The sequence below is a fragment of the Citrobacter sp. RHBSTW-00524 genome, assembly GCF_013747755.1.
Taxonomy (GTDB): Bacteria; Pseudomonadota; Gammaproteobacteria; order Enterobacterales; family Enterobacteriaceae; genus Citrobacter; species Citrobacter braakii.
Window position 1 is genome coordinate 2,559,698 of the sequence record NZ_CP056421.1, and the last position, 26,335, is coordinate 2,586,032.

A 26,335-nucleotide genomic window follows, 5' to 3' on the forward strand; every position below is an offset into this window, starting at 1 on the left:
AGCGCCGCGCGAGTTCTTTTTAGAAACTATTGAAAAGTTTTGGGAATATTGACTGAAAGAATAGATAAAAAAGCGCAATAACGCGGCGTGATGAGGGAATTACATGTTGCTTAAGTGTTACCAATTGTAAAATTAAAAGATGTATTATTAATTCATCTATAACATCAATTAACTAACTCTAACGTAATCATACGATCCAAATGGCGTTCGAATGCAGGGTCGGCCATTTCCTCAATGCCTAAGACATAGATGCCATCCAGGCCGCAAACCAATGCGATTAAGCGCCAGGCCACCTCGGCCGCATCCGGTATTGCTGAGAATTCACCTGCACTCTGTCCTTGAGTGATGATAGCGGCGGTTTCTTCATGCCACATCCGCATGGTTAGCAGGTAGGCGCTTTTGATTTCCGGATCTTTATCCGCTAGGACCTGCGCTTCGCGCCACAGTTTAATGTAGGGTTCGAACCCGCCATCTTCGCTGCCCAACATAGCATGCAGTCGTTCGCGGAAGCTGGCGTTATCACTGACCTGTTCGGCATCCAGAAGGGTCCGTATCAGTTGCACAAACGCGAGGGATTTTAACTCACCCGCAGAGGTAAAGTGATGGTGTACCTGCCCGGTGGACACCTGAGCTTCCGTGGCAATACGCCGCACCGTCATAGCAGTAAATCCTTCCTCAAGCGCGACACGCATGGCCGCTTGCAGAATAACTTCCCGACGTTCGTCCCGATTCAGATAGCTCATCTTTCCTCCTGTACCCGTATAGCACGCAGTCTAACAAAAAGTTGGACATGCGTTCAAATTTCCGTAGGATCGCTAAAGCTGGACACGTGTCCAGTTTCAGTTTCGTTAGGGAGTTTTATGTTTCGTCAGTGGTTAACGTTAGTCATTATTGTACTGGTCTACATCCCTGTTGCGATTGATGCAACGGTGCTGCACGTTGCCGCGCCCACGCTGAGTATGACGCTGGGTGCCAGTGGTAACGAGCTGCTGTGGATCATTGATATTTATTCTCTGGTAATGGCCGGAATGGTATTGCCAATGGGCGCGCTGGGCGATCGTATTGGCTTTAAACGTCTGCTGCTGTTAGGGGGCGGATTATTTGGTCTCGCATCGCTGGCCGCTGCCTTTGCCCACAGCGCGGGTTGGCTAATTGCCACCCGGGCCGTATTGGCGATTGGGGCGGCGATGATTGTTCCGGCAACGCTTGCGGGCATTCGCGCCACATTCGCTGAGCAACGGCATCGCAATATGGCGCTCGGTGTCTGGGCTGCCGTGGGTTCCGGCGGTGCGGCATTTGGCCCACTGGTTGGTGGAATGCTGCTGGAGCACTTCTACTGGGGATCCGTATTCTTAATTAATGTACCGATTGTCCTGGTGGTGATGGCCTTAACCGCACGTTTAGTGCCGCGCCAGGCCGGACGTCGCGATCAGTCGTTAAATTTCGGTCATGCGATAATGCTGATTGTCGCCATTCTGCTGCTGGTTTACAGCGCTAAAACCGCGCTGAAAGGGCATACGGCGACCGCTGCCATTGCGTTGACGCTGTTAACCGGCGCGTTACTGTTGTGGCAGTTTGTCCGCATCCAGCTTGCCGCTTCCCGCCCGATGATAGATATGCGGCTGTTCACGCATCGCGTCATCTTAAGCGGCGTTGTGATGGCGATGACCGCCATGATAACTCTGGTGGGTTTCGAGTTACTGATGGCTCAGGAGCTACAGTTTGTTCATGGTTTAACACCGTATCAGGCGGGACTGTTTATGCTGCCGGTGATGCTGGCAAGCGGCTTCAGCGGCCCCATTGCCGGTATACTGGTGTCACGCCTGGGATTACGTTGTGTGGCAACGGCGGGTATGGCGCTTAGCGCCGTCAGTTTTTACGGCCTGGCGATGACAGATTTCAGTACTCAGCAGATTCAAGCCTGGATATTAATGGCTTTGCTCGGTTTCAGCGCCGCCAGTGCGCTGCTGGCCTCAACGGCGGCTATCATGGCGGCAGCCCCGGCAGAAAAAGCCGCAGCCGCGGGCGCCATTGAGACAATGGCTTATGAACTGGGGGCCGGGCTTGGGATCGCTATCTTTGGTTTGTTGTTGAGCCGCAGCTTTTCAGCCTCGATTCTGCCGCCTGTCGGACTTAATCCACAGGAGATAGAACGAGCCTCATCGTCAATGGGTGAGGCGGTGCAACTGGCGCACTCGCTCCCGTCGTCGCTGAGTGAGGCGTTGCTGTCGGCTGCTAAAGAAGCCTTTACCTGGTCGCACAGCGTGGCCTTAAGCAGCGCCGGCAGCATGCTTATCGTATTAGCGGTAGGAATGTGGTTCAGTCTGGCAAAGGTACAGCGTCAATAACTAATGGGCTAAATGACAGGGGTAATCCATCTCTTCGACTTCTTTCCCACTCAGTCGAGCGTATTGCCCCGTCAGCCTCCAGAACGCAGGCTGTGTTTCCGTATAGATCTCTGCCGCTAAAACCAGGCGGCGGCGATCCACCTCATTCAGCTCCAGCAGCGTCCACGGCACAAAATAACGATCGCTACCCGTTAGGGTAAACCACAGCGGGCACCCGCAACCGGAACAGAAGAAACGTTCACCACGATTTGAAGAAGGGAAGTGCGAAGGTTCTGCTGAATCTGGCGACATCAGCGGCTGAGCGCTGGCTTCCAGATACATAGCGATGCCACCTGACCACTTCTGGCACAGCGTACAATGACAGGCATAGACATCCAGCATTTCGACGTCGACGGTAAAATGACTCTGCCCGCAAAGACAACGACCAGTGAATGTCTGCACGGCATACTCCTTATGACCGAGTCTACATTAAGAGAAAAAGCCAGCCCTGGAAGGACTGGCTTTGTATTCAGACTACAACAAAATTAGAACTGGTAGTTCAGACCAACAGCAACGATGTTGTCAGTGCTTACACCGGCAGCTCTTGTGAAGTTGTTGGCATCCAGCAGGTTGATTTTGTAATCAACGAAGGTGGACATGTTTTTGTTGAAGTAGTAGGTCGCGCCCAGGTCTACGTATTCAACCAGATCCTGGTCGCCGAAGACTGCAATGTCTTTACCTTTGGATTTCAGGTAAGCAACGGACGGACGCAGACCGAAGTCGAACTGGTACTGAGCAACAGCTTCAAAGTTCTGTGCTTTCTCAGCGATACCAGCAACTTTAGAGCCATAGGTGGTCATGTTGCGAGTTTCGGAGTAGGTGGTTGCCAGGTAGATGTTGTTCGCATCGTATTTCAGGCCAGCAGCCCATACTTCAGCGTTTGCGCCGTTAGCTTTGAAGATGCTGTTATGGTTGTTCTGCTCGTCGGTACGGTCAGATTTCGCATAGGTTGCACCTACGCCGAAGCCTTCGTACTCATAGGTAGTAGACAGACCAAAGCCGTCGCCGTTAGCTTCCTGAACGTCGTTACGGTCGTTTTTGCCCTGGTACTGAGCAGCAAAGTTCAGACCTTCAACCAGACCGAAGAAGTCGGTGTTACGGTAGGTTGCAACGCCAGTAGTACGGCCAGTCATGAAGACGTCAGTCTGGGTCCAGGTATCGCCACCGAACTCTGGCAGAACGTCGGTCCATGCGCCGATGTCGTAAGCTACGCCGTAGTTACGACCGTAGTCAAAAGAACCGTATTCAGCGAATTTCAGACCAGCGAATGCCAGACGGGTTTTATCTTTGTCGGAACCCTGATTTTCAGAACGGTTGCCTTTAAATTCATATTCCCACTGACCAAAACCAACCAGTTGGTCGTTGATCTGAGTTTCGCCTTTGAAGCCCAGACGCGCGTAAGTTTTGTCGCCATCGCTGCTGGTATCGTTAGAGAAGTAGTGCTGAGCGTGAACTTTACCGTACAGGTCCAGTTTGTTACCGTCTTTGTTATATACCTCAGCTGCGTTTACCGCACCTGCCGCCAACAGGCTAGTCACTGCCACTGCAACTAATTTAAGTTTCATTCTAAATAATCCTTATAATTATTTCTTGGTGTGTTTCCTAAACCATTGCTAAACGAAGGGGTTCGTCAATGGCAAACCATTTTTAAATGACGCAGTGGTATAAGTTCAATAATAAGTTTCATAATATTGCGAAATATTTGAAGTTGTGTGATCTAGATCTACATAATATAGCTGATTGTATTAATCTTAATATGTGACAGATCGGAATGGGTATATTTACATGGGGAACTATTGTGCAGGCTATGATTTAAATGGCGTTAGTTTCGCAGGTGTAATATATACATGTGAAGAGATATAGATGACCGAGTAATACTTTCGGGCGTTAATTAATTTCCATGTATTTAACATTTAATTAAAAAAATATAAACATAAACCGCAGTGGAATGAACAATTATTATTCATTAAATTGTCTAAAGTATAGCCGGATTTTATTTGTTTGTGATAAAACCCGACTTTTTTTCAGGCACGCCGCGTTGCCAGCCAGCAAAGCAGAGACCCCGCGCAGACCATCAGCGCTCCTTGCCAGAAGGATAGTGACAGCGGGGCGCTGAGCAACACCGCCGCCAGCGCAGAGGAGAGCACTGGAGTAAAATAAGACCCGACGGCCATAACGGTCACGTTGCCATGCAAAATGCCAATATTCCACGCGGCATAGGCAAATCCTAACGTTAATGCTGCAGTGAACATTTTAATCGTCACCGAAGTGCTGAAAACCATTTCCGGTTGAGGCGTAATAAAATAGTAAACCCACAAACTTGCCGCCGTTAGTAAAACGAACACGGTGATGCCGTTAAAACCTTTTGCATATTTATTGGTCACCGTGCAATACGTTGCCCAGATAAAAGCGCCGAGAAAGGCGAGGAAATAGCTAAGCGGGCTGCTGGCAACATTACTGATAATTTCTCCAGGATTGAGGCCGTTTTCGCCCCCCAACACCCAACAAACCCCGGTCAATGCGATGATTAATCCGGGAATCACCAACCAGGTTGTTTTTTGGCCATTAAATAAGATGGCGAATAATATTGTCAGACTTGGCCAGAGATAATTGACCATACCCACTTCAATAGCCTGGTGACGAGTAGCGGCATAGCCGAGGGCCAGCGCTAAGCATATTTCATAGCTAACAAAAAGCACGCTACCGGCGATTAAATATCGCACAGGAATTTTTCTGATATTTGGGAATCCGACGGTAAATATCAGCAACAGGCCGCTTAATGTAAAAATCATCGCCGCGCCGCCTGCCGGCCCCAGTCCTTCGCTTACCCCACGAATAAGCCCGACCATCGTGCTCCAGAGCACGATGGCAATAAGCCCAATTAACGTTGCTTTTTGTTTTGTCATGCTGGTTGTCTGTCCATGGTACTGGCAAAAATTAAGCTGAAATGTATAGCACCTTTACACCGTAGCGCGCTAATTAATTCCCTTTTGTCTACTCCCTTATGGGTACAAAGGTTAAGCGAAGTGCACTATTTAGTAGCGGAACCGTTTCGTTATTGATTTGACGCAAAAAAAATATGGATATAGCTGATAGTTTCGTCGCGAAGTTGTACATGTCATCTTTCAATCATGCCGTGCTGGCGCAATTTGAGAGATTTCCTGTACGAATCCCTGCAAAAAAGAGGAAAGCAATGGACGTCAGCCGCAGACAATTTTTTAAAATCTGCGCGGGCGGTATGGCGGGAACAACAGTAGCCGCTCTGGGTTTTGCACCCAAAATGGCACTGGCTCAGGCGCGAAACTATAAGCTGTTGCGCGCCAAAGAGATCCGAAACACCTGCACATACTGTTCCGTAGGTTGCGGGCTATTAATGTATAGCCTGGGAGATGGAGCAAAAAACGCCAAAGAGTCGATTTACCATATTGAAGGGGATCCGGATCATCCGGTGAGCCGTGGGGCATTATGCCCTAAGGGCGCAGGATTACTGGATTACGTGCACAGTGAAAACCGTCTGCGTTACCCGGAATATCGCGCTCCAGGCTCCGACAAATGGCAGCGTATCAGCTGGGATGAGGCTTTCACCCGTATCGCGAAGCTGATGAAAACTGACCGCGACGCCAACTTTATTGAGAAGAATGAGCAGGGCGTAACGGTAAACCGCTGGCTTTCTACCGGGATGCTGTGCGCATCTGCGGCAAGTAATGAAACCGGCATGCTGACGCAAAAATTTGTGCGCTCACTCGGCATGCTGGCAGTAGACAACCAGGCGCGCGTCTGACATGGACCAACGGTAGCAAGTCTTGCTCCAACATTTGGTCGCGGTGCGATGACCAACCACTGGGTTGATATTAAAAACGCCAACGTCGTGATGGTGATGGGCGGTAACGCCGCTGAAGCACATCCGGTGGGATTCCGCTGGGCGATGGAAGCTAAAAACAACAATGATGCCACGCTAATTGTTGTTGACCCCCGTTTTACACGTACAGCCTCGGTAGCGGATATTTACGCGCCAATTCGTTCCGGCACGGACATTACGTTCCTGTCCGGCGTCTTGCTGTATCTGATTGAAAACAACAAAATCAACGCTGAATACGTTAAGCATTACACCAACGCCAGCCTGCTGGTGCGGGACGATTTTGCTTTTGAAGACGGTCTGTTCAGCGGTTACGACGCGAAAAAACGCCAATACGATAAATCGTCCTGGAACTACCAGTTCGATGAAAACGGCTACGCGAAACGCGATGAAACGTTAAGCCATCCCCGCTGTGTCTGGAATCTGCTAAAACAGCACGTTTCCCGCTACACGCCGGATGTGGTGGAAAACATCTGCGGTACGCCAAAAGAAGACTTCCTGAAAGTCTGCGAAGTGCTGGCTTCCACCAGCGCAGCGGATCGCACCACCACATTCCTGTATGCGCTGGGCTGGACACAGCATACCGTCGGGGCGCAGAACATCCGTACCATGGCGATGATCCAGTTGCTGCTCGGCAACATGGGGATGGCAGGTGGCGGGGTCAACGCTTTACGCGGTCACTCCAACATTCAGGGTTTAACCGACTTAGGGCTGCTCTCTACCAGTCTGCCAGGCTACCTGACGCTGCCGTCAGAGAAACAGGCCGATCTGCAAACCTATCTGGCCGCTAACACGCCAAAAGCGACGTTGGCCGATCAGGTGAACTACTGGGGCAACTACCCGAAATTCTTCGTCAGCCTGATGAAATCTTTCTACGGCAATGCGGCGCAGAAAGAAAACGACTGGGGCTTTGAGTGGCTGCCGAAGTGGGATCAGTCCTACGACGTCATCAAATACTTCAACATGATGGATAGCGGGAAAGTGACCGGCTACATCTGTCAGGGCTTTAACCCGGTCGCGTCCTTCCCGGACAAAAACAAAGTGGTGCAGTGCCTGAGCAAACTGAAGTATCTGGTGATTATCGATCCGCTGGTGACTGAAACCTCTACGTTCTGGCAGAACCACGGTGAATCAAACGACGTTGATCCGGCTTCTATTCAGACCGAAGTCTTCCGTTTGCCATCCACCTGCTTTGCGGAAGAGGACGGCTCCATCGCCAACTCCGGTCGCTGGCTGCAGTGGCACTGGAAAGGTCAGGATGCCCCGGGTGAAGCCCGCAACGACGGCGAAATTCTGGCCGGTATTTATCACCGTCTGCGCGACATGTATCGCACTGAAGGCGGTAAAGCCGTAGAACCCGTGCTGAAAATGAGCTGGAACTATAAGCAGCCGGACGAACCGCACTCCGAGGAAGTGGCAAAAGAGAACAACGGCTATGCGCTGGAAGACCTCTATGATGCCAACGGTGTGCTGGTTGCGAAGAAAGGCCAGTTACTCAGCAGCTTTGCGCTTCTGCGCGATGATGGATCTACGTCATCGTCCTGCTGGATTTATACCGGTAGCTGGACCGAGCAGGGCAACCAGATGGCCAATCGCGATAACGCCGACCCGTCAGGTCTTGGTAATACGCTGGGCTGGGCCTGGGCATGGCCGTTAAACCGTCGCGTGTTGTATAACCGCGCTTCGGCGGACCCGCAAGGTAAGCCATGGGATCCAAAACGCATGCTGATCCAGTGGAACGGCACGAAGTGGACGGGGAACGATATCCCGGACTTCAACACCGCAGCACCGGGCAGTGGCACCAATCCGTTTATTATGCAGCCGGAAGGGCTGGGTCGTCTGTTCGCTATCGATAAGATGGCGGAAGGTCCGTTCCCGGAACACTACGAGCCGATGGAAACGCCGCTGGGTACGAACCCGCTGCATCCGAACGTGATCTCCAACCCGGCAGCGCGTCTGTACGAAGCGGATAAGTTACGCATGGGCACGAAACAGGACTTCCCGTACGTCGGGACGACCTATCGTCTGACCGAACATTTCCATACCTGGACCAAGCACGCATTGCTGAATGCGATTGCCCAGCCAGAGCAGTTTGTGGAAATCAGCGAAACGCTGGCGGCAGCGAAGGGGATCTCCAACGGCGATCACGTCAAAGTCAGCAGCAAGCGTGGATTTATTCGCGCAGTTGCCGTGGTTACCCGTCGTCTGCGCACTCTGCACGTCAACGGTCAGCAGGTTGAAACGGTTGGGATCCCGATCCACTGGGGCTTTGAAGGAGTCGCGCGTAAAGGCTATATCGCCAACACCCTGACGCCGAATGTCGGTGATGCAAACTCGCAAACGCCGGAATACAAAGCGTTTTTAGTTAACATCGAGAAGGCGTAAGGGAGGCGAACATATGTCTATGGAAACGCAGGACATCATCAAACGGTCCGCAACAAACGCCATCACGCCGCCGCCTCAGGCCCGTGATTACAAAGCTGAGGTCGCAAAGCTGATCGATGTTTCCACCTGTATAGGCTGTAAGGCCTGTCAGGTGGCATGTTCAGAGTGGAATGATATCCGCGATGAAGTCGGCCACTGCGTCGGGGTGTATGACAACCCTGCCGATCTTAGCGCCAAGTCCTGGACGGTGATGCGGTTTACCGAAACCCAACAGAACGGCAAGCTCGAGTGGTTGATTCGTAAAGACGGCTGTATGCACTGTGAAGATCCGGGCTGCCTGAAGGCATGCCCGTCTGCCGGGGCTATCATCCAGTATGCCAACGGGATTGTTGATTTTCAGTCAGAGCACTGCATTGGCTGCGGCTATTGTATTGCCGGGTGTCCATTTAATATTCCGCGCCTCAATAAAGAGGATAACCGCGTGTATAAATGTACGCTGTGTGTGGACCGCGTCAGCGTCGGGCAGGAACCTGCCTGCGTGAAGACCTGTCCGACCGGGGCAATCCATTTCGGTACCAAGCAGGAAATGCTGGAAATGGGCGAACAACGTGTGGCAAAACTGAAAGCACGCGGTTATGAACATGCCGGTGTCTACAACCCGGAAGGTGTGGGTGGTACGCACGTGATGTACGTTCTGCATCATGCCAACCAGCCGGAGCTGTATCACGGCCTGCCGAAAGAACCGCAGATCGATACCTCTATCAATCTGTGGAAAGGGGCGCTAAAACCGCTGGCCGCTGCCGGATTTATCGCCACCTTCGCCGGACTGATTTACCACTACATTGGTATCGGTCCGAATAAGGAAGTGGACGACGACGAGGAGGATCATCATGAGTAAGTCGAAAATGATTGTGCGCACGAAGTTTATCGACCGCGCCTGTCACTGGACGGTGGTGATCTGCTTCTTCCTGGTGGCGTTGTCGGGGATTTCGTTTTTCTTCCCGACTCTGCAATGGCTGACGCAGACCTTCGGTACGCCGCAGATGGGGCGCATTTTGCACCCGTTCTTCGGACTGCTGATCTTCGTGGCGCTGATGTTCATGTTTGTACGCTTTGTTCACCACAACATCCCGGATAAAAAAGATATCCCGTGGCTGAAAAACATTGTGGAAGTGCTGAAAGGCAATGAACACAAAGTGGCGGACGTGGGTAAGTACAATGCCGGGCAGAAAATGATGTTCTGGTCGATCATGAGCATGATTTTCGTGCTGCTGATCACCGGCATCATTATCTGGCGTCCGTACTTTGCGCAGTTCTTCCCGATGCAGGTCGTGCGCTATAGCCTGCTTATCCATGCGGCTGCGGGGATTATCCTGATGCACGCCATCCTCATCCACATGTATATGGCATTCTGGGTGAAAGGATCGATTAAAGGCATGGTCGAAGGGAAAGTGAGCCGCCGCTGGGCGAAGAAACATCACCCACGCTGGTATCGCGAAGTTGAACGACAAGAAGCGAAAAAAGAGAGCGAGGAAGGGGTTAACTAACTCCTGACGTGCCCTGATCGTAATGGCGCTACACCAGTAGCGCCATTTTTTTGCCAAAAAAATGTCATGTTTTTGTCATCTGCTGAACGTAAGGTATTGTCTTTCCAATAATAGAAGAGTTAAAAGACAATGCATCTGGTGAAAAAATTACTCGCAGTCAGCGTGTTTCTTTGTGCGTCCGCTCAGGCGCAGAACATCCTCGAATTTCCTCAGCCGGAAAATAACCCGGAAGAGTTTTATGCCGTAACCGAAATCCCGGCAGGTGGAATGATTAAATATGAAACCGACGCCAAAACCGGTTTTATCGTGGCCGATCGCTTCCAGTCAATGCCGGTTGCCTATCCCGCCAACTACGGTTCACTAACCCAGTCTTTAGCCGGTGACGGCGATCCGCTGGATGTTATCTTTTATACCCGTGCGCCGCTGGCCCCGGGAACGTTGATTAAGCTGCGGGCTATAGGCGTACTGAAGATGATCGACGGCGGTGAAAAGGACGATAAAATTGTCGCCGTTCCGGCCAGCAAAATTGACCCCACTTATGACAACATCAAAGAGTTAAGCGACCTGCCCAAGATTGAAGTTCAACGTCTGGAATCTTTCTTCCGCGTATACAAAGATCTGCCGGAAGGGCGCAAGAAGGTCGAATTAAACGGTTTCAATGACGCCGCTACGGCAAAGCAAGAGATCAAGCAGGCCTGGGATGCCTGGAAAGAGAAAAAACCGCAATAACAAAAGATAAGCCGGATGACGGGCCTACACGCGCATTTTGCTGATGTAGGCCTGCCATCCGGCAATACGGTTTACTCCAGTTGTGAGTTCAGGCGCTCAATCTCCTCACGCCATTGCGCCTGTAACAACGGCTTTTGATGTTTCGGCTTGCGGGCAAGATCGTCAGCCAGACGCTGCTCCAGCTCAAGAAGTTGTTCCAGCAATCCATCGCTGTCACCGCTTATTTCGGCTCTTGCATCGACCACCGTTTTTGGAACGGTTATCTCCGAGGATGTTTCCCGAATACGCGCATTGACCGCGTCCAGATCGTGCCATTCACTGAGTTCGCCCTTGTCGATCAACCAAAACCGGTTACAGCTTTGGCTAATAAGCTGACGGTCGTGACTGACCAACAACACGCCGCCGTTATAGCTTTGCAGCGTTTCTGCTAACGCCTCTTTACCTTCCAGATCCAGATGGTTGGTCGGTTCATCGAGCATCAGCAGGCTGTAGCGCGCAAGCGTTAGCCCAACAAACAGCAGCCGGGAGCGCTCACCGCCGCTTAGGGAACTGATCCGCTGCGCGTGACGAACCCACGGAAAACCCGCGCTAATCAGCGCCATTTTGCGGATATCAGGCTGCGGAGCAAACGGCTCCAGCGCGTCAAATAACGAATCGTTATCTGCGAGTTGGTGCAGCGTCTGGTCGTAATACCCCAACGTAACGCGCGGGTGCAACACCAGTGAAGGTGATGCCAGTTGTGAGTGAAACTGTTGCCAGATAAGCCTTAACAACGATGATTTCCCGCAACCGTTGCGCCCGACAATCGCCACGCGATCGCCGCTTTTTAACCGGAGACCGGCAATGGAAAACAGCGTATCGGCGTCGGGAGCAGGGGCTACGGACAGATTAGTCATCTCCAGCAAACGATCCGCACGCAGGGCATCTCCCTGCAATGTTAGTGTCCACTGACTTCCTGACGTCACTTCAGTCTGTACCTCTTTCAGGCGCTGTACCTGCTTTTCCATCTGCTTGGCCTTGCGGGAAAGATCTTCGTTGTCGTAGACCCGCCCCCAGGTAGCCAGCCGTTTGGCGCTGGCGGTCACCCGGTCTATCTCTTTTTGCTCAGCCTTATGGCGCAGAGCATCGCTGATGTCTCTTTCTGCCAGAGCCTGACGCGCTGCGCTACAGGGCAGATCGAAGGCATGGAGTGTTCGATCGCGCAGGATCCAGGTTCCGTGAGTCACCGCGTCTAACAGCTGCGGGTCGTGGGATACCACCACAAAACTGCCAGACCAGTTTTGTAAGAACTGTTCCAGCCACAGTAAGGTTGGCAGATCCAGGTGGTTACCCGGCTCATCCAGCAGCAGCAGGTCAGGGTTTCGCATCAGCGCCCGCGCCAATAACAGACGCGTGTGTTGGCCGCCGCTCAGCGTGTGTGCTGTCAGAGATAAATTCTCCGGCGTGAACCCCATTTCGGCGAGCAGTGCTTCAACTCGCCACTGCTGACCTGCGCGTTCATGCTCGGGCAGTTGAGCCAGAACGGCTTCCTGCAGCGTGAGCGGCAGTATTTCGTCAGGCAGATGTTGTTCTACACGGGCGAGATGGCAGTGATTTGCCTGCGCGATAACCCCACTGGTCGGCGAAATTGTGCCGTCGAGCAGTTTTAACAGCGTGCTTTTGCCGCAGCCGTTGTAGCCGATAAGCCCGATGCGGTCGCCTTTTTTCAGGGTAAAGGAAAGATCGTCGAATAGCGTGCCGAATGCCGTATCAACGTGTAAGGATTGTGCGGTTAGTAATGTGCTCATTGTTGCTTACTCAAGAGTTACAGGCGTAAAAATGCCTCGTCAAACATCGCTGACGATAACCCGGTAAGCCCGAGAGAAGGGGATTTAGAAGTTAGCTTCGCTCAAGCCGAAGTTATCGCAGCACGATACCGATAACGCTTGAGCACTGGCGATCGCCAAAAGCATGTGAAACGATAAAACGTTCACAGTACAGCATAAGTATCCTCCTTTTGTTTTTCAGAATGTTAATCGGTAGCGAAAGTGTAATCGTAAGTCACGCAGTCGCGCAAGTTCTGAGCGCCCGGCAGCAGAGTGCCGCCGGGCAAACCGTCAGATAGAGGTACGACGGTAGTCGCGGTATTCTGCCTGCCAGAAGTTATCGTCAATCGCCTGTTGCAGCGCTTCGGCGGAGGTTTTCACCGCCACGCCTTGCTGCTGGGCCATTTTACCGACGGCAAACGCGATGGCGCGGGAAACGGTCTGAATATCTTTCAGCTCAGGTAACACCAGTCCTTCGCCGTTGAGCACCAGCGGTGAATACTGCGCCAGCGTTTCACTGGCTGACATCAGCATTTCATCGGTGATACGGGATGCGCCAGAAGCAATTACCCCCAGACCAATACCCGGGAAGATATAGGCGTTGTTACATTGGGCAATGGGATAGATTTTCTCTTTCCACAGTACCGGTGCGAACGGGCTACCGGTCGCAACCAGCGCGTTACCCTCGGTCCAGGCGATAATATCCTGTGGCGTGGCTTCTACGCGGGAAGTCGGGTTAGACAGCGGCATGACGATCGGACGCGGGCAATGCTTATGCATTTCGCGAATGATCTCTTCGGTAAACAGGCCGGTCTGTCCGGAAACACCAATCAGGATGTCCGGCTTAACGTTGCGTACCACATCGAGTAACGACAGCACATCTTCTTGCGTATCCCAGTGCTGCAGATTTTCGCGTTTTTGCACCAGTTTGGTCTGGAAAGAGAGCAGGTTCGGCATCTTATCGGTTAACAGGCCGAAGCGATCGACCATAAACACGCGTTGACGCGCCGCTTCTTCGCTTAAACCTTCACGCTGGATTTGCGCGATGATCTGCTCGGCAATTCCGCAACCGGCGGAACCTGCCCCGAGGAAGACAATGTTCTGTTCGCTTAACTGGCTACCGGCCGCACGGCTGGCCGCAATCAGCGTGCCAACGGTTACCGCAGCGGTACCCTGAATATCGTCGTTAAACGAGCAAATTTCATCGCGATAGCGGGTCAACAGCGGCATGGCGTTTTTCTGTGCGAAATCTTCAAACTGCAACAGCACGTCCGGCCAGCGATGCTTCACAGCCTGGATGAATTCATCGACAAATTCGTAGTATTCATCATCGGTGATACGCGGATTACGCCAGCCCATATACAGCGGATCGTTGAGCAGTTGCTGGTTGTTGGTTCCGACGTCCAGTACCACCGGCAGGGTGTAGGCCGGGCTGATCCCACCACACGCGGTATACAGCGACAGTTTACCGATTGGAATACCCATCCCGCCGATCCCCTGATCGCCAAGCCCCAAAATACGTTCCCCATCGGTGACAACGATGACCTTGATATTGTGGTTAGGAACGTTTTGCAGGATATCGTCCATATTGTGGCGGTTCTGATAAGAGATAAACACGCCGCGCGCGCGACGATAAATCTCGGAGAAACGCTCACAGGCCGCGCCGACCGTTGGGGTATAGATAACTGGCATCATCTCATCAAGGTGATTATGCACTAGCCGGTAAAACAGGGTTTCGTTGGTGTCCTGGATGTTGCGCAGGTAAATATGTTTATCGATTTCGGTTTTGAATCCCTGATATTGGATCCAGGCGCGTTCAGCCTGTTCTTCAATCGTCTCGACCACTTCCGGCAGTAACCCCAGCAGGTTGAAGTTACGGCGTTCTTCCGCACTGAAAGCACTCCCTTTATTCAGTAAAGGGAATTCCAGCAGAACCGGGCCAGCGTAGGGGATGTAAAGGGAACGCAGTTTTTTAGTTTCGTTTTCCATGTCACTCACTCTTTTTTGAATAACCGTCCCTGGCACTCTTTATGATCGTATGTGGCCTGTCAGCCAGGGAAACGGCCGAAGTATAAAGCATTGTGAATGGGTTAAGGGGTTTTATAAGCAAAAACACCACTGCGGTTGCAATGGTGTTTATCTCGTTATTCAGTCAGACGTGCGAAAGGCTATTTGCCGTCAGCGCGGCGCTTTCTTCCGGTAGGATTATTGACCACGTTGGTTTTGTCACCTTCGGTCACGACTTTGCGTTGATTTGAGATTTTGTGGTCCAGTCCGAGAATATGACGGGCCTGACGGTTCGATTTCATTCTAACTCCTTAATCCTGTTACTGGTTTCAAGGGCGAGTCCGTATGAGAACGGACGAAATACAACCTGATAGAAAGCCGATGTTGAAAATAGCGGCTTTCTGGATGGTCGGTCATTTCAGCTGAAAGGTCAATGCTTAAGCGGCAAATGAGAACTATCCAGTATGTGCCATGCTTTTTCTCAGCCGTCCTATACTTGTAACTCCAACGACAACACAGGAGAGCGGTAATGACTATCCATAAGAAAGGTCAGGCACACTGGGAAGGCGACATTAAGCGCGGTAAAGGTACCGTGTCGACCGAAAGTGGGGTGTTGAATCAGCAACCGTATGGGTTTAATACCCGATTTGAAGGGGCGAAAGGCACCAATCCTGAAGAGTTGATTGGCGCGGCGCATGCAGCCTGCTTCTCAATGGCGCTTTCGCTCATGCTGGGCGAAGCGGGTTTTACCCCAGATGCCATTGATACCACTGCCGATGTTTCTCTGGATAAAGTGGATGCCGGATTTGCCATCACCAAAGTCGCGCTACACAGTCAGGTGAGCGTCCCGGGGATAGATGCCGCCACGTTTGACGGCATCATCCAGAAAGCAAAAGCCGGCTGCCCGGTATCACAGGTACTGAACGCGGAAATTACGCTGGATTATCAGTTAAAATCGTAAAGAAGGTGTGCCGGATGCGACGGGGTCTTATCCGGCACCAGATATCTTTATTGTGCCACCCAGCCGCCATCCATATTCCACGCCACACCACGCACCTGCGACGCCCCGTCTGAGCACAAAAATAGCGCAAGCTCACCCAACTGTTGCGGCGTGACGAATTCGCGCGACGGCTGTTTTTCCGCCAGCAGGGCGTCACGCGCGGCGTCAGGCTCAGCGCCTTCGGCAATACGTTTATCGATTTGCTGCTGGACCAACGGCGTAAGCACCCAACCGGGGCACAGCGCATTGCAGGTGATACCCGTCTGCGCGGTCTCCAGCGCAATGGTTTTGGTTAATCCCACCACGCCGTGCTTCGCCGCCACATAGGCGGATTTCTCTTTTGAAGCCACCAGGCCATGAACAGAAGCGATATTGATGATGCGTCCCCAGTTACGCGCACGCATGCCGGGAAGCGCCAGGCGCGTGGTATGAAAGACAGAAGAGAGGTTAATGGCGATAATCGCGTTCCATTTATCAACCGGGAAGGTCTCCACCGGTGAAACATGCTGGATCCCGGCATTGTTGACCAGAATATCCACCCCGCCAAATTCGCTATCGGCATAGCGCATCATGTCGGCAATTTGCGCTTCATCGCTCAGGTCCGCGCCATGATAGCCTGGCGTTTTGCCATACTGCGCAATGGCATCTTTGGCGGCTTCCACATCACCAAATCCGTTAAGGATCAGGGTAGCGCCCGCTTGCGCCAGCACCTGTGCGATGCCTAATCCAATGCCGCTGGTAGAGCCGGTAACCAGAGCGGTTTTTCCCGTTAAGTTCATGATGATTCTCCTTAAACAATTCCGGTGGTGTAGAAGACGCCGATAACAAACAGCACGGCCAGACTTTTAATTACGGTAATGGCGAATATCCCGCCGTACGCCTGACGATGGCTAAGACCGGTTATGGCCAGCAGGGTAATGACCGCACCGTTATGTGGCAGGGTATCCATACCACCACTGGCCATTGACGCCACGCGGTGGAAGACCTCGAGGGGAATATTGGCGGCATGGGCGGCGGCAATAAAAGTGTCAGACATGGCGGCGAGGGCAATACTCATCCCGCCAGACGCTGAACCGGTGATCCCGGCAAGCGTAGTGATACTGATAGCCTCATTGAGCAGCGGGTCGGGAATGGCCGCCAGCGCTTTTGACAGCACGAGGAAACCTGGCAGGGCGGCGATCACTGCGCCAAAACCGTATTCTGATGCGGTGTTCATGGCCGCGAGGATCGCACCGCCAACCGCCGTTCGGCTTCCTTCCGCCAGGCGACCTTTAATGTTGCGATAGCCGAAGAGCACCACCAGCAGGATCCCAGAAATCAGCGCCGCTTCTACCGCCCAGATAGCGGTGATTTTACCGACTTCGGTGGTAATCGGTTTGGCAAGGCCCGGAAGTTCCAGTTGATGCGTAGCGCCATACCATTGCGGGATCCAGTGGGTAAATAGTAGGTTAAAAACGCCAACCAGGATCAGCGGAGAGATAGCAATTATCGGGTTCGGCAGGTTAATGTTATCCGGCGTTTCCGGCTCGTTTAACAGTTCAGTGCCGTACCCTTCATTCTTTGCCTGCGCTTTACGACGCTGGCGCTCGAGATAAACCAGACCGACAACGATGATAAACAGAGAGCCGATCAAACCCAGCCAGGGCGCGGCCCAGGCATTAGTTCCAAAGAAGCTGGTCGGAATAATGTTCTGGATCTGCGGCGTGCCTGGCAGAGCGTCCATGGTGAAGGAAAACGCGCCCAGCGCAACGGTGGCTGGGATCAGGCGCTTCGGAATATTACTCTGACGGAACAGCTCCGCCGCAAACGGATACACCGCAAATGCCACCACGAACAACGATACGCCGCCGTAGGTCAACAGTGCACACACCAGCACAATCACAGGGATGGCGTGACGACGCCCGAGAATGTTGATGGCGGCGGCAACGATGGAGCGAGAAAAACCCGATAACTCGATTAACTTGCCAAACACAGCGCCCAGTAAGAACACCGGGAAGTAAAGCTTCACAAAACCGACCATTTTTTCCATAAACAGGCCGGTGAAGGCAGGGCCGACGGCGCTGGGTTCGGTGAGCAATACAGCACCTAATGCCGCGATGGGGGCAAACAGGATGACGCTATATCCGCGATAGGCTGCCAGCATCAGCAGGCCCAACGCTGCCAGGGCGATTAATACACTCATCATGACTCCTCAATATCATTGTTATAGTGGGGGTACAGAAAGAGAAGTTACGGTTTCAGGGCAAAGCGCAGTTGATGCTCTCTGCGTTGCTGGATATATTCCTTGCGCGAATCATCCCAGCGATAAAATCCCTGGCCGCTGCGCAAACCGGTATCACCGTTAGCCACCTTGTCAGCGACCAGAGACATCATGTCGCTCCCGGTTGCCAGCTCCGGTAGCAGATGCCGACAAATGTCCTGTACCGTAGAAAGTCCGGTCATATCCGCCGCCTCCAGCGGACCGACCATCGCATAGCGACGACCGAGCGAGGCGCGCATTACCTGATCCACCACCTCTGCGCTGGCGATCCCGCTTTTTACGATATGCAACGCTTCACGCAGCAGAGCAAACTGCAGGCGATTACCGACAAACCCCGGCGCGGCGCGGTCGAGCACAACGGCTTCCAGCTGCATCGAAAGCAGCAGTTGTTGCAGCTCCTGCAGATATTCCGGCTTCGTGGCCGTGCCGGGTACAATCTCAACCAGTGGAATAAAATGCGGCGGGTGCCAGAAATGGGCGATTAACAACCGCTCAGGATGGGCGAGCTTTTCTGCCAGCGCATCCGGCGGCAGGCCGCTGGTGTTACTGGCAATGACGGCCTCAGGCGCGATCAGTGCTTCCAGTTGTGCATACAACGCGTGCTTGAGTTCGAGTCGCTCTGGGATGGCTTCGATCAGTAACCCGCACGCGGCAATATCGTGCAGCGAGGTAGTGCCATGCAGACGACTCACAGCCTGTTCTTTGTCGTTTTTAGGAAACTGTTCGGTGGCAATCAGTTCATCCAGAATACCGCTGGCAACTGCGCCAATGTCTGCAATACGGTTGCTATCGGTGTCGTACAGCCAGACATCGTGACCATAACGGACGAAGTGGGTGGCAATACCGACACCCATTAACCCCGCGCCCAGTACGCAGATATGCTTACTTTTCATGAGATACCTCCTGCGGGCGCTCAACCGCCAGCGCCACCCCCTGACCGCCGCCTACGCACAGCGTAGCCAGCCCTTTGGCGGCGTTACGGCGGGCCATTTCGTGCAGCAAAGTCACCAGAATTCGGCAACCTGACGCCCCAATGGGATGGCCCAGCGCAATCGCGCCGCCGTTTACGTTCACCCGATTGCTGTCCCAGTTCAGGGATTCGCCAACCGCCAGCGCTTGCGCGGCAAAGGCTTCGTTGGCTTCAATGAGATCGACATCATTCAACGTCCAGCCAGCTCGCTTCAGGCACTGAAGTGATGCCTCTACCGGCCCAATGCCCATAATCGCAGGGTCGACGCCGGAGACGGCGTAACCTGCCACTCTGGCAAGAACCGGCAGATTGAGTTCTGCTGCTTTGGCGGCGCTCATCAACATCACCGCGGCGGCGCCATCGTTGATTGAAGAGGCATTCCCGGCGGTCACCGTGCCGTTACCTGGGCGAAATGCTGGTTTGAGCTGCGCCAGCTTTTCGGCCTGCGTATCCGGACGAGGCTGTTCGTCACGATCCACGACACGCGGCGGTTTTTTGCCCTGCGGGACGCTGACTGGCGTGATTTCCGCGCTAAAACGACCGGCTTCAATGGCGGCGGCCGCTTTTTGCTGTGAGCGCAGGGCAAAGGCGTCCTGCTGCTCGCGACCGATCACGAACTTATCCGCCAGATTTTCCGCGGTAATCCCCATGTGATAGTCGTTAAACGCATCCCACAGACCGTCATGCACCACGCTGTCTTTCATGCTGGCATGACCGAGCCGCAGTCCCGCCCGGGCGCCGTCGAGGAAATAGGGCGCATTGCTCATGCTCTCCTGCCCACCGGCAATCACAATTTGCGCATCGCCGCAGCGAATCGCCTGGACCGCCTGATGCACCGCCTTCATGCCCGAGCCGCACACCAGATTGAGGGTTAACGCGGGCGTGGTGACCGGCAGTCCTGCGCGTAACGCCGTTTGCCTGGCAGGGTTCTGGCCGCAGCCTGCCGTCAGAACCTGGCCGAAGATCACTTCATCAATTTGCTCAGGTGCCACGGCGGTTTTTTCCAGCAGCGAACGGATCACCACTGAACCTAGTTCAACCGCGGAAAGCGGCGCCAGCGCGCCATGAAAACTGCCAATTGGGGTGCGCGTTGCCGCGACAATAACAACATCCTGCATGGTCAGCTCCTCAGCTAAAGTGCATTTCGGGGACATTTTCGGGAACGATCAGCTTGCCGGCGGTTCTGGCGACTATCTCATCCACGCTGATGCCCGGCGCTCGCTCGCGCAGAATGAACGCCCCGTCGGAAATCTCCAGCAGCGCCAGATCGGTAAGCACACGTTTAATACAGGCCACGCCGGTCAGCGGCAGGGTGCAGGCGGGAAGCAGTTTCGACTCGCCGCTTTTAGAGGCATGCGTCATCACCACGATGATGTTGTCGGCTCCGGCAACCAAATCCATCGCGCCGCCCATGCCTTTCACCATTTTTCCGGGGATCATCCATGAGGCGATATTGCCGTTAACATCCACTTCAAACGCGCCGAGCACCGTCAGGTCGACGTGACCGCCGCGGATCATGGCGAAGGATTGCGCCGAGTCGAAGATTGCCGCGCCTTTGCGCGCCGTCACGGTCTGTTTCCCGGCGTTGATCATGTCAGCATCAATTTCATCTTCAGTGGGAAACGGGCCCATACCCAGCAAGCCGTTTTCCGATTGCAGCATTACGTCCATGCCTTCAGGAATGTAGTTCGCCACCAGAGTAGGAATACCAATCCCGAGGTTGACGTAATAACCGTCTCGCAGTTCGCGGGCGACACGCATCGCCATTTGTTCACGCGTTAACATGGTCAGGCTCCTTTCTGGCGCAGGGTGCGTTGTTCAATACGTTTTTCAAACTGCCCCTGGATAATGCGGTTAACGTAAATTCCGGGGGTGTGAATTGCGGCGGGGTCCAGCTCTCCGGGAGGGACAATTTCTTCAACTTCCACGACGGTAATACGCCCAGCGGCAGCCATCAGCGGATTAAAATTCTGTGCGGTGTGGCGATAAATAACGTTGCCGTACCAGTCGGCTTTCCAGCCTTTAACCAACGCAAAATCACCGGTTATCGCCTGCTCTAAGATGTAAGGGCGTCCGGCAAACTCGCGAACCTCTTTCCCTTGCGCGACCGGGGTTCCGTATCCGGTCGCGGTAAAGAATGCCGGGATCCCAGCGCCGCCCGCGCGCAGTTGCTCAGCCAGCGTGCCTTGCGGCGTCAGGATAGCTTCCAGTTCACCGCTGAGAACCTGCTGCTCAAACAGGGCGTTTTCACCTACATAAGATGCGACCACTTTGCGTACCTGGCGCGTTTCCAGCAGAACGCCAAGGCCAAAACCATCCACGCCGCAGTTGTTTGACACAACCGTAAGCCCCTGAACCTCCCGACGGCGTACTTCGGCAATCAGGTTCTCAGGGATCCCGCATAAGCCAAAACCGCCCGCCAGCAGCGTCATGTTATCGGTCAGTCCTTCCAGCGCCTCTTGATAGGTGGCAACCCGTTTATCCAGTCCAGCCATACACTTGCCCCTCCTGTTGTCCTTGCCGACATCATTGGGGGTGAAAAATGATTTGTTAATTTTAAATTTGTGACTCACTAATTGGGTTTTTTTATCAATTTAATGTTAATTAAAGGTATTCAACAAGTTAAAGGAATGCGAAATGGGAATGAGCATCAAACAGTTACGCGCGTTTTTAGCGGTAGCTCACACTCTGAATTTTGCTCATGCCAGTGAAAGACTGAATATGTCGCAACCCGCTTTAAGCCTGGCGATTAAAGGACTGGAGGATTCACTGGGCGGGGCGTTACTGTTGAGAACCACCCGCAAAGTGACCCTGACGCAGGAGGGAGAAACGCTGCTCAACATGGGGCGACAGCTGCTGGCGGACTGGGAGAATACGGAAGAGGCAATGCGTCAGCGCTTTACGCTGCAGCGCGGGAAAATTTCTATTGCCGCCATGCCCTCATTCGCCGCTAACGTCCTTCCATCGGTACTGAAAACGTTTCGTGATTCCTACTCCGGGATCAACGTAACGGTACATGACGTGATTAACGAACAAGTGATTGAGATGGTCAGTGAAGGGCGGGTGGAGATGGGCATTGCCTTTGAGCCGGACTCTTCAGGGCATCTGCATTTCACCCCGCTCGGCGTGGATCGTTTTATCGCGATTGTTCCGCCGACATGCAAACTGGCGGGCCGGGATCGTATTGCGTGGCGCGAATTACTGACGCTGGATTTTATCACTCTGCAACGTCCTTCCGCCGTGCGCCTGATGCTGGAAGAACAGCTGGTGCAAAGTGGGCATACGCTGGAAGTGGCGCTGGAGAGCCATCAACTGGTGACGGTTGGTCGCCTGGTGGCGAGCGGACTGGGCGGCAGCGCCGTGCCCGCATTGTGCCGTACGCAAATGACAGAGCTGGGCGCAACCTGTATCGATCTGGATACGCCGGTGATCCAGCGTCGGATCGGCGTTTTGCGTTCGGCGCATCATAAGTTATCTACCGCTTCTGAAGTGCTGGTGGATTCACTGAAAAAGGCGTATTGCACCTGACTCTCACGCAATACGCCAACCGCTCAGCTCATGCAACCGCCCGCCAGCAGCGAACTTCACCACCGCTATCACTTTTCAGCAATGCCTGTTTCTTCTCACAGCCGCTGGTCGCCAGTGGGCATCTGTCACGGAAAAAACAACCCTGGGGCAGCGTTCGGTTCCCCGGTAGTTCGGTTTTCCGTAACACCAAATCCTCCGCCAGCGGTGCTCCCGTTTTAGGGACCGAATCCAGCAATAACCGCGTGTAGGGATGGGCGGGCTGCGTGAGTACCTGCTGCGCATCGCCCAGCTCAACAATTTGCCCGAGGTACATCACCGCCACGCGGTCGCTCATATGGCGGACCACCGACACGTTGTGCGAGATCAGCACGTAGGTCAGGTTTCTGCGCGCCTGCAATGACACCAGCAGATTGAGAATTTGTGCTTGCACGGAGATATCCAGCGCCGAAGTAGGTTCATCAAGCACAATCACGTCCGGCTCTGATGACAACGCCCGGGCGATGGCAATACGCTGGCGCTGTCCACCGGAAAACGCATGCGGCAGGCGGTCGAGATATTCAGGACGAATTCCCACTTGTCGCGCCAAATCTTCAGCAAGCATACGGCGCTCACGTTCTGCAGGACGTTTTTGGATCCACACCGGTTCGGTGATAATCCGCCATACCGGTAAGCGCGGATCCAGCGATGAAAGGGGATCCTGAAAGACCATTTGCATACCGGTATGCTGCTTGTCACCACGGCGTGCATAGTTGCCCTGACTGGGTTTCAGCATCCCCATCAGCAGTTGCGCCAGCGTACTTTTTCCACAGCCGGACTCGCCAACAATCCCCAGCGTTTCCCCCTGACGGATCTCTAAATCCAGACCATTGAGCGCATGCACCCGTTCCGTTACCTTGCCGAGCCAGTTTTTACGCGCAGGGAAGTTGACATGAACATTCTGCAGCGCCAGTAAAAAATCAGACATGTGTTGTCTCCAGTTGCGGATACCAGCAGGCAGATTGTTGATCCCCGCCTCCCTGACTGCGTAACGCAGGTGTTTCTTCACAACGGGGGCCAGCGGCAAAGCAGCGCTCGCGAAACGCGCATCCCGTCGGTAAGCAGGTTAAGTTCGGCACGGTGCCGGGAATGGCGGGCAGCAATGCGCGCGGCTCGCCGTGTTCCGGCGCGCATTTCAGCAGACCAATGGAATAGGGATGCATCGGGCGTTGAATAACGGTTTGCGTTGGGCCACTCTCAATCACGCTTCCGGCATACATGACGTACAACCGGTCGCATAACTGTGAAACCACCGCCATATCATGGCTGATAAATAACACGGCTGTCCCGCTGGCTCGCGCTTTTAACTTCAGCAAACGCAGCACCTGCAGTTGCACCGTGACGTCCAGAGCGGTGGTCGGTTCATCGGCAATAATAAGCTCCGGTTCACATGAAAAGGCCAGCGCTATCATTACGCGCTGGCGCATCCCGCCGGAAAGCTCAAACGGGAAACGCTTCATGACTTCCGCCGCATCCGGGATTTGCATCTCCTGGAGTAAAGCGATGGCTTTCTGACGGGCATCCGTGCGGCTTAACGCCTGATGATGGCGGATAACCTCCACCATTTGCTGACCGATGCGTCGGGTCGGATTCAGCGCCGTCATGGGTTCCTGAAAGATCATCGCTACGCGTGCGCCGCGCCATTGGCGCATTTGCTTCTCGCTGGCATTGAGCACATCTTCCCCCAGCAGCGAAACGCGTCCCTGGTGGATATGATAACTGCCTTCCGGCAGCAGACGCATGGTGAGCATGGCCGTCACGGACTTACCGGAACCGGACTCACCAACCACCCCAACGATTTCTCCGCGGTTAATATGCAGCGATACATGGTTAAGCGCATGCACGTCAGCTTTATAGCCGGGAAAACTCAAATGCAAATCTTCGATTTCCAGCACGGGTTGTGTCATGACTGTTTTCCTCCGGCTTTCGGGTCAAGCAGATCGCGAATACCATCGCCAAAGAGATTAAAGCCCACGGCGGTAATCAGAATGGCGGCGCCGGGGAAAGCGCAATACCACCACTGATCAAGCACATAGTTACGGCCTATTGCGACCATCGCTCCCCATTCAGCGCTGGGCTGCTGTGCGCCCAGACCGATAAATCCGAGCGTGGCGGCCATCAGGATCGCACTGCCGATATCCAGCGACGCTTGCACAATTAGCGGGGGCAGAGAGTTACGTAAAATGTGCCAGCTAATCAGATGCCAGCGTGATGCGCCGTAGGTCCGCGCCGCCTGCACATAGGTAAACTGGCGCACTACTAACGTTTGACCGCGTGCGAGGCGCACATAAAACGGAATACGTACGATAGCAATCGCCAGCATGGCGTTAAACAGGCTTGGACCCAACGCGGCGGCCAGCGCCATCGTCAGCACCAGCGAGGGAATGGACAGCATAATGTCCATTATTCGCATAATAATTGCATCGGCGCGTCCGCCCATGACGCCAGACAAACAGCCCAGCAGCGAACCCAATCCCCCGGCGATACCCACCACGACCAGCCCCGCAACGACCGATTGTTGGCTACCCACCAGAACGCGGCTGAACAGATCGCGGCCGACTTCATCGGTACCAAACCAGTGAGCGGCTGACGGGGGCAGCAGGCGCGCACTCAAATTGATGGCATTAGGGTCGTGAGGGGTTATCCACGGCGACAGCACCATCAGCAGCAGTATCAACACAATGATGACCCCGCCAACCAGCGTCAGCGGGCTGCTTTTCATCATCCAGAACAGTTTAGCCCAGTCCGTGCGACGGCGTGTTGTCTGAGGCGCGGCTGGCGTTTCTTGTGTGAGCATCATTGTGCGTCTCCGCGTCCAATTCGTGGATCGATCCACAAGTAGAGTAAATCCACCACCAGGTTAACCAGCACATAGGCGAAAGAGACCACCACGGCAAATCCCATTACCGCCGGGAAGTCGAGCGCCTGAATCGACGTCACCACCCAGGCACCCATTCCCGGCCAGGCGAAGACCGTTTCAGTCAGCACCGCACCGTAGAGCAGATCGCCCAATGCCAGGCCGAGAACGGTTATCGAGGGGATAAGCGCATTTGGCAACGCGTAACACAACACGATGTACCAGCCCGGCAACCCGCTGGCACGAGCGGTGCGAATGTAATCTTCACTCAGTTGCTCCAGCATGGCGGAGCGAATCTGGCGGGCAACGATCCCCAGGTGCACAAAGGCCAGCGTCAGTGATGGCAGGATCAGGTGCTGAAGCGCATTGAAAAAGACTTCGCCATTGCCTTCCAGCAGTGCATCAATCAGATAGAACCCGGTGACGTGAGTTGGCGGATCCAGCCAGTCATCTAAACGTCCACCGCCGGGTAAAATTTGCAGATGACCATAAAACAGCACAATCACCCCCAGCCCCAGCCAGAATGCTGGCGTGGAGATACCGGTGATCGCCATCAGGCGAACGAGGTGATCAAGCCAGCGGTTGCGCCAGACCGCAGATAAAATGCCCAAAGGAATACCGATAACCAGCGCCAGCAACAAGGAGCAGAAAGCCAGCTCAAGGGTGGCGGGGAAGAAGATGCGCAGCTCATCCAGCACCGGACGTCCGGTGCGAATAGAGGTGCCTAAATCGCCGTGAAAAATGTCGCTGACATAGCGAAAAAACTGGACATACAGCGGCTGGTTCAGCCCCAACTGTTGGCGAATATTTTCGACAATTTCATCACTGGCGCGATCGCCCGCCAATAGCCGCGCGGGGTCGCCAGGTATCAGGTGCGAAATAATAAAAGTGATTACGCAAACACCGATAACCACCAGAATAAGTCCCCAGCATCGCTGGCGTAAAATGCTCCAGAACGTCATTAGCTT

Annotated in this window: 24 protein-coding genes; 7 read left to right on the forward strand and 17 right to left on the reverse strand. The window is 53.8% G+C overall.

Annotated elements, in window-relative coordinates:
- Positions 1–164: 164 nt before the first annotated feature.
- On the reverse strand, positions 165–743 hold the full coding sequence (locus tag HV229_RS12310) for a TetR family transcriptional regulator (RefSeq protein ID WP_016153113.1): 579 nt from the start codon (positions 741–743) through the stop codon (positions 165–167).
- Positions 744–860: 117 nt separating this feature from the next.
- Here HV229_RS12310 and HV229_RS12315 point away from each other — a divergent pair, with 117 nt between their 5' ends.
- The gene (locus HV229_RS12315) at positions 861–2,348 is read left to right on the forward strand and encodes an MFS transporter (protein WP_181547673.1); all 1,488 of its coding nucleotides are present in this window, start codon (positions 861–863) and stop codon (positions 2,346–2,348) included.
- Here the strand turns inward: HV229_RS12315 and HV229_RS12320 are convergent, their stop codons facing one another.
- The 3 genes from HV229_RS12320 to yddG form a co-directional block, all read right to left on the reverse strand.
- The gene (locus tag HV229_RS12320) at positions 2,349–2,729 is read right to left on the reverse strand and encodes a GFA family protein (protein WP_087121860.1); all 381 of its coding nucleotides are present in this window, start codon (positions 2,727–2,729) and stop codon (positions 2,349–2,351) included.
- Between the two features lie 143 nt (positions 2,730–2,872).
- Positions 2,873–3,952, reverse strand: a complete 1,080-nt coding sequence (gene ompD / locus HV229_RS12325; RefSeq protein ID WP_046276367.1) for a porin OmpD — start codon at positions 3,950–3,952, stop codon at positions 2,873–2,875.
- 459 nt (positions 3,953–4,411) lie between these two features.
- Entirely contained in the window at positions 4,412–5,293 is an 882-nt protein-coding gene (gene yddG / locus HV229_RS12330; protein WP_016156546.1) for an aromatic amino acid efflux DMT transporter YddG, read from the reverse strand.
- 287 nt (positions 5,294–5,580) lie between these two features.
- Between yddG and fdnG the strand changes: the two genes are divergently transcribed.
- The 4 genes from fdnG (at position 5,581) to HV229_RS12350 (ending at position 10,904) form a co-directional block, all read left to right on the forward strand.
- The gene (gene fdnG / locus HV229_RS12335; protein ID WP_094169740.1) at positions 5,581–8,628 is read left to right on the forward strand and encodes a formate dehydrogenase-N subunit alpha; all 3,048 of its coding nucleotides are present in this window, start codon (positions 5,581–5,583) and stop codon (positions 8,626–8,628) included.
- Between the two features lie 13 nt (positions 8,629–8,641).
- Positions 8,642–9,526: a formate dehydrogenase N subunit beta gene (fdnH, locus tag HV229_RS12340; RefSeq protein WP_181547675.1), complete on the forward strand. Its 885-nt coding sequence runs from the start codon at positions 8,642–8,644 to the stop codon at positions 9,524–9,526.
- The gene (gene fdnI, locus HV229_RS12345; protein WP_016153106.1) at positions 9,519–10,175 is read left to right on the forward strand and encodes a formate dehydrogenase-N subunit gamma; all 657 of its coding nucleotides are present in this window, start codon (positions 9,519–9,521) and stop codon (positions 10,173–10,175) included. Before fdnH ends, fdnI begins: the two co-directional genes overlap by 8 nt.
- 129 nt (positions 10,176–10,304) lie before the next feature.
- Positions 10,305–10,904, forward strand: coding sequence for an inorganic diphosphatase (locus tag HV229_RS12350; RefSeq protein WP_046276368.1), 600 nt, complete (start codon positions 10,305–10,307; stop codon positions 10,902–10,904).
- A 71-nt stretch (positions 10,905–10,975) separates the two neighbouring features.
- Here the strand turns inward: HV229_RS12350 and HV229_RS12355 are convergent, their stop codons facing one another.
- The 3 genes from HV229_RS12355 to sra all read right to left on the reverse strand — a co-directional run bounded on the left by HV229_RS12355 (position 10,976) and on the right by sra (position 15,018).
- Positions 10,976–12,691 (reverse strand): ABC-F family ATP-binding cassette domain-containing protein, encoded by a 1,716-nt coding sequence (locus HV229_RS12355; RefSeq protein ID WP_080858778.1) that lies wholly within the window; start codon positions 12,689–12,691, stop codon positions 10,976–10,978.
- A gap of 309 nt (positions 12,692–13,000) precedes the next feature.
- The gene (gene maeA, locus HV229_RS12360) at positions 13,001–14,698 is read right to left on the reverse strand and encodes a malate dehydrogenase (protein WP_016153104.1); all 1,698 of its coding nucleotides are present in this window, start codon (positions 14,696–14,698) and stop codon (positions 13,001–13,003) included.
- 179 nt (positions 14,699–14,877) lie between these two features.
- Positions 14,878–15,018: a stationary-phase-induced ribosome-associated protein gene (sra, locus tag HV229_RS12365; protein WP_006684530.1), complete on the reverse strand. Its 141-nt coding sequence runs from the start codon at positions 15,016–15,018 to the stop codon at positions 14,878–14,880.
- Between the two features lie 227 nt (positions 15,019–15,245).
- Here sra and HV229_RS12370 point away from each other — a divergent pair, with 227 nt between their 5' ends.
- Positions 15,246–15,677, forward strand: a complete 432-nt coding sequence (locus tag HV229_RS12370; protein WP_019076792.1) for an OsmC family protein — start codon at positions 15,246–15,248, stop codon at positions 15,675–15,677.
- Positions 15,678–15,724: 47 nt separating this feature from the next.
- Here HV229_RS12370 and HV229_RS12375 read toward each other — a convergent pair whose 3' ends face one another.
- The 6 genes from HV229_RS12375 to HV229_RS12400 are packed head-to-tail and all read right to left on the reverse strand — an operon-like array spanning position 15,725 to position 21,441.
- On the reverse strand, positions 15,725–16,495 hold the full coding sequence (locus HV229_RS12375; protein WP_049271553.1) for a 3-hydroxybutyrate dehydrogenase: 771 nt from the start codon (positions 16,493–16,495) through the stop codon (positions 15,725–15,727).
- An 11-nt stretch (positions 16,496–16,506) separates the two neighbouring features.
- Positions 16,507–17,901 (reverse strand): GntP family permease, encoded by a 1,395-nt coding sequence (locus tag HV229_RS12380; RefSeq protein ID WP_196615732.1) that lies wholly within the window; start codon positions 17,899–17,901, stop codon positions 16,507–16,509.
- Positions 17,902–17,945: 44 nt separating this feature from the next.
- On the reverse strand, positions 17,946–18,869 hold the full coding sequence (locus tag HV229_RS12385) for a 3-hydroxyacyl-CoA dehydrogenase family protein (RefSeq protein ID WP_016153099.1): 924 nt from the start codon (positions 18,867–18,869) through the stop codon (positions 17,946–17,948).
- Positions 18,859–20,064: an acetyl-CoA C-acetyltransferase gene (locus HV229_RS12390; protein WP_047417444.1), complete on the reverse strand. Its 1,206-nt coding sequence runs from the start codon at positions 20,062–20,064 to the stop codon at positions 18,859–18,861. Before HV229_RS12390 ends, HV229_RS12385 begins: the two co-directional genes overlap by 11 nt.
- A gap of 10 nt (positions 20,065–20,074) precedes the next feature.
- On the reverse strand, positions 20,075–20,731 hold the full coding sequence (locus HV229_RS12395) for a CoA transferase subunit B (RefSeq protein ID WP_080858776.1): 657 nt from the start codon (positions 20,729–20,731) through the stop codon (positions 20,075–20,077).
- Between the two features lie 2 nt (positions 20,732–20,733).
- A complete protein-coding gene (locus HV229_RS12400; protein WP_016153096.1) occupies positions 20,734–21,441 on the reverse strand; it encodes a CoA transferase subunit A in 708 nt (235 codons plus the stop codon).
- Positions 21,442–21,583: 142 nt separating this feature from the next.
- On the opposite strand from HV229_RS12400, the gene HV229_RS12405 reads away from it, so the two are divergent.
- A complete protein-coding gene (locus HV229_RS12405; protein ID WP_016153095.1) occupies positions 21,584–22,474 on the forward strand; it encodes a LysR family transcriptional regulator in 891 nt (296 codons plus the stop codon).
- A 28-nt stretch (positions 22,475–22,502) separates the two neighbouring features.
- Here HV229_RS12405 and HV229_RS12410 read toward each other — a convergent pair whose 3' ends face one another.
- From HV229_RS12410 to HV229_RS12425, 4 genes are read right to left on the reverse strand one after another with little or no spacing between them, the layout of a single operon-like run.
- Positions 22,503–23,438 (reverse strand): ABC transporter ATP-binding protein, encoded by a 936-nt coding sequence (locus tag HV229_RS12410; RefSeq protein ID WP_047359106.1) that lies wholly within the window; start codon positions 23,436–23,438, stop codon positions 22,503–22,505.
- On the reverse strand, positions 23,431–24,417 hold the full coding sequence (locus HV229_RS12415) for an ABC transporter ATP-binding protein (RefSeq protein WP_075848212.1): 987 nt from the start codon (positions 24,415–24,417) through the stop codon (positions 23,431–23,433). The genes HV229_RS12410 and HV229_RS12415 overlap by 8 nt, the downstream gene beginning before the upstream one ends.
- Positions 24,414–25,310, reverse strand: a complete 897-nt coding sequence (gene ddpC / locus HV229_RS12420; protein ID WP_016156536.1) for a D,D-dipeptide ABC transporter permease — start codon at positions 25,308–25,310, stop codon at positions 24,414–24,416. The genes HV229_RS12415 and ddpC overlap by 4 nt, the downstream gene beginning before the upstream one ends.
- Entirely contained in the window at positions 25,307–26,329 is a 1,023-nt protein-coding gene (locus HV229_RS12425; RefSeq protein ID WP_016153091.1) for an ABC transporter permease, read from the reverse strand. The genes ddpC and HV229_RS12425 overlap by 4 nt, the downstream gene beginning before the upstream one ends.
- Between the last annotated feature and the right edge of the window lie 6 nt (positions 26,330–26,335).

What these genes read in the sequence shown, in the direction of transcription:
- HV229_RS12310 (WP_016153113.1), bottom strand. Translation starts at nt 743, where the DNA reads ATGAGCTATCTGAATCGGGACGAACGTCGGGAAGTTATTCTGCAAGCG.
- HV229_RS12315 (WP_181547673.1), top strand. Translation starts at nt 861, where the DNA reads ATGTTTCGTCAGTGGTTAACGTTAGTCATTATTGTACTGGTCTACATC.
- HV229_RS12320 (WP_087121860.1), bottom strand. Translation starts at nt 2,729, where the DNA reads ATGCTGGATGTCTATGCCTGTCATTGTACGCTGTGCCAGAAGTGGTCA.
- ompD (WP_046276367.1), bottom strand. Translation starts at nt 3,952, where the DNA reads ATGAAACTTAAATTAGTTGCAGTGGCAGTGACTAGCCTGTTGGCGGCA.
- yddG (WP_016156546.1), bottom strand. Translation starts at nt 5,293, where the DNA reads ATGACAAAACAAAAAGCAACGTTAATTGGGCTTATTGCCATCGTGCTC.
- fdnH (WP_181547675.1), top strand. Translation starts at nt 8,642, where the DNA reads ATGTCTATGGAAACGCAGGACATCATCAAACGGTCCGCAACAAACGCC.
- fdnI (WP_016153106.1), top strand. Translation starts at nt 9,519, where the DNA reads ATGAGTAAGTCGAAAATGATTGTGCGCACGAAGTTTATCGACCGCGCC.
- HV229_RS12350 (WP_046276368.1), top strand. Translation starts at nt 10,305, where the DNA reads ATGCATCTGGTGAAAAAATTACTCGCAGTCAGCGTGTTTCTTTGTGCG.
- HV229_RS12355 (WP_080858778.1), bottom strand. Translation starts at nt 12,691, where the DNA reads ATGAGCACATTACTAACCGCACAATCCTTACACGTTGATACGGCATTC.
- maeA (WP_016153104.1), bottom strand. Translation starts at nt 14,698, where the DNA reads ATGGAAAACGAAACTAAAAAACTGCGTTCCCTTTACATCCCCTACGCT.
- sra (WP_006684530.1), bottom strand. Translation starts at nt 15,018, where the DNA reads ATGAAATCGAACCGTCAGGCCCGTCATATTCTCGGACTGGACCACAAA.
- HV229_RS12370 (WP_019076792.1), top strand. Translation starts at nt 15,246, where the DNA reads ATGACTATCCATAAGAAAGGTCAGGCACACTGGGAAGGCGACATTAAG.
- HV229_RS12375 (WP_049271553.1), bottom strand. Translation starts at nt 16,495, where the DNA reads ATGAACTTAACGGGAAAAACCGCTCTGGTTACCGGCTCTACCAGCGGC.
- HV229_RS12380 (WP_196615732.1), bottom strand. Translation starts at nt 17,901, where the DNA reads ATGATGAGTGTATTAATCGCCCTGGCAGCGTTGGGCCTGCTGATGCTG.
- HV229_RS12385 (WP_016153099.1), bottom strand. Translation starts at nt 18,869, where the DNA reads ATGAAAAGTAAGCATATCTGCGTACTGGGCGCGGGGTTAATGGGTGTC.
- HV229_RS12390 (WP_047417444.1), bottom strand. Translation starts at nt 20,064, where the DNA reads ATGCAGGATGTTGTTATTGTCGCGGCAACGCGCACCCCAATTGGCAGT.
- HV229_RS12395 (WP_080858776.1), bottom strand. Translation starts at nt 20,731, where the DNA reads ATGTTAACGCGTGAACAAATGGCGATGCGTGTCGCCCGCGAACTGCGA.
- HV229_RS12400 (WP_016153096.1), bottom strand. Translation starts at nt 21,441, where the DNA reads ATGGCTGGACTGGATAAACGGGTTGCCACCTATCAAGAGGCGCTGGAA.
- HV229_RS12405 (WP_016153095.1), top strand. Translation starts at nt 21,584, where the DNA reads ATGGGAATGAGCATCAAACAGTTACGCGCGTTTTTAGCGGTAGCTCAC.
- HV229_RS12410 (WP_047359106.1), bottom strand. Translation starts at nt 23,438, where the DNA reads ATGTCTGATTTTTTACTGGCGCTGCAGAATGTTCATGTCAACTTCCCT.
- HV229_RS12415 (WP_075848212.1), bottom strand. Translation starts at nt 24,417, where the DNA reads ATGACACAACCCGTGCTGGAAATCGAAGATTTGCATTTGAGTTTTCCC.
- ddpC (WP_016156536.1), bottom strand. Translation starts at nt 25,310, where the DNA reads ATGATGCTCACACAAGAAACGCCAGCCGCGCCTCAGACAACACGCCGT.
- HV229_RS12425 (WP_016153091.1), bottom strand. Translation starts at nt 26,329, where the DNA reads ATGACGTTCTGGAGCATTTTACGCCAGCGATGCTGGGGACTTATTCTG.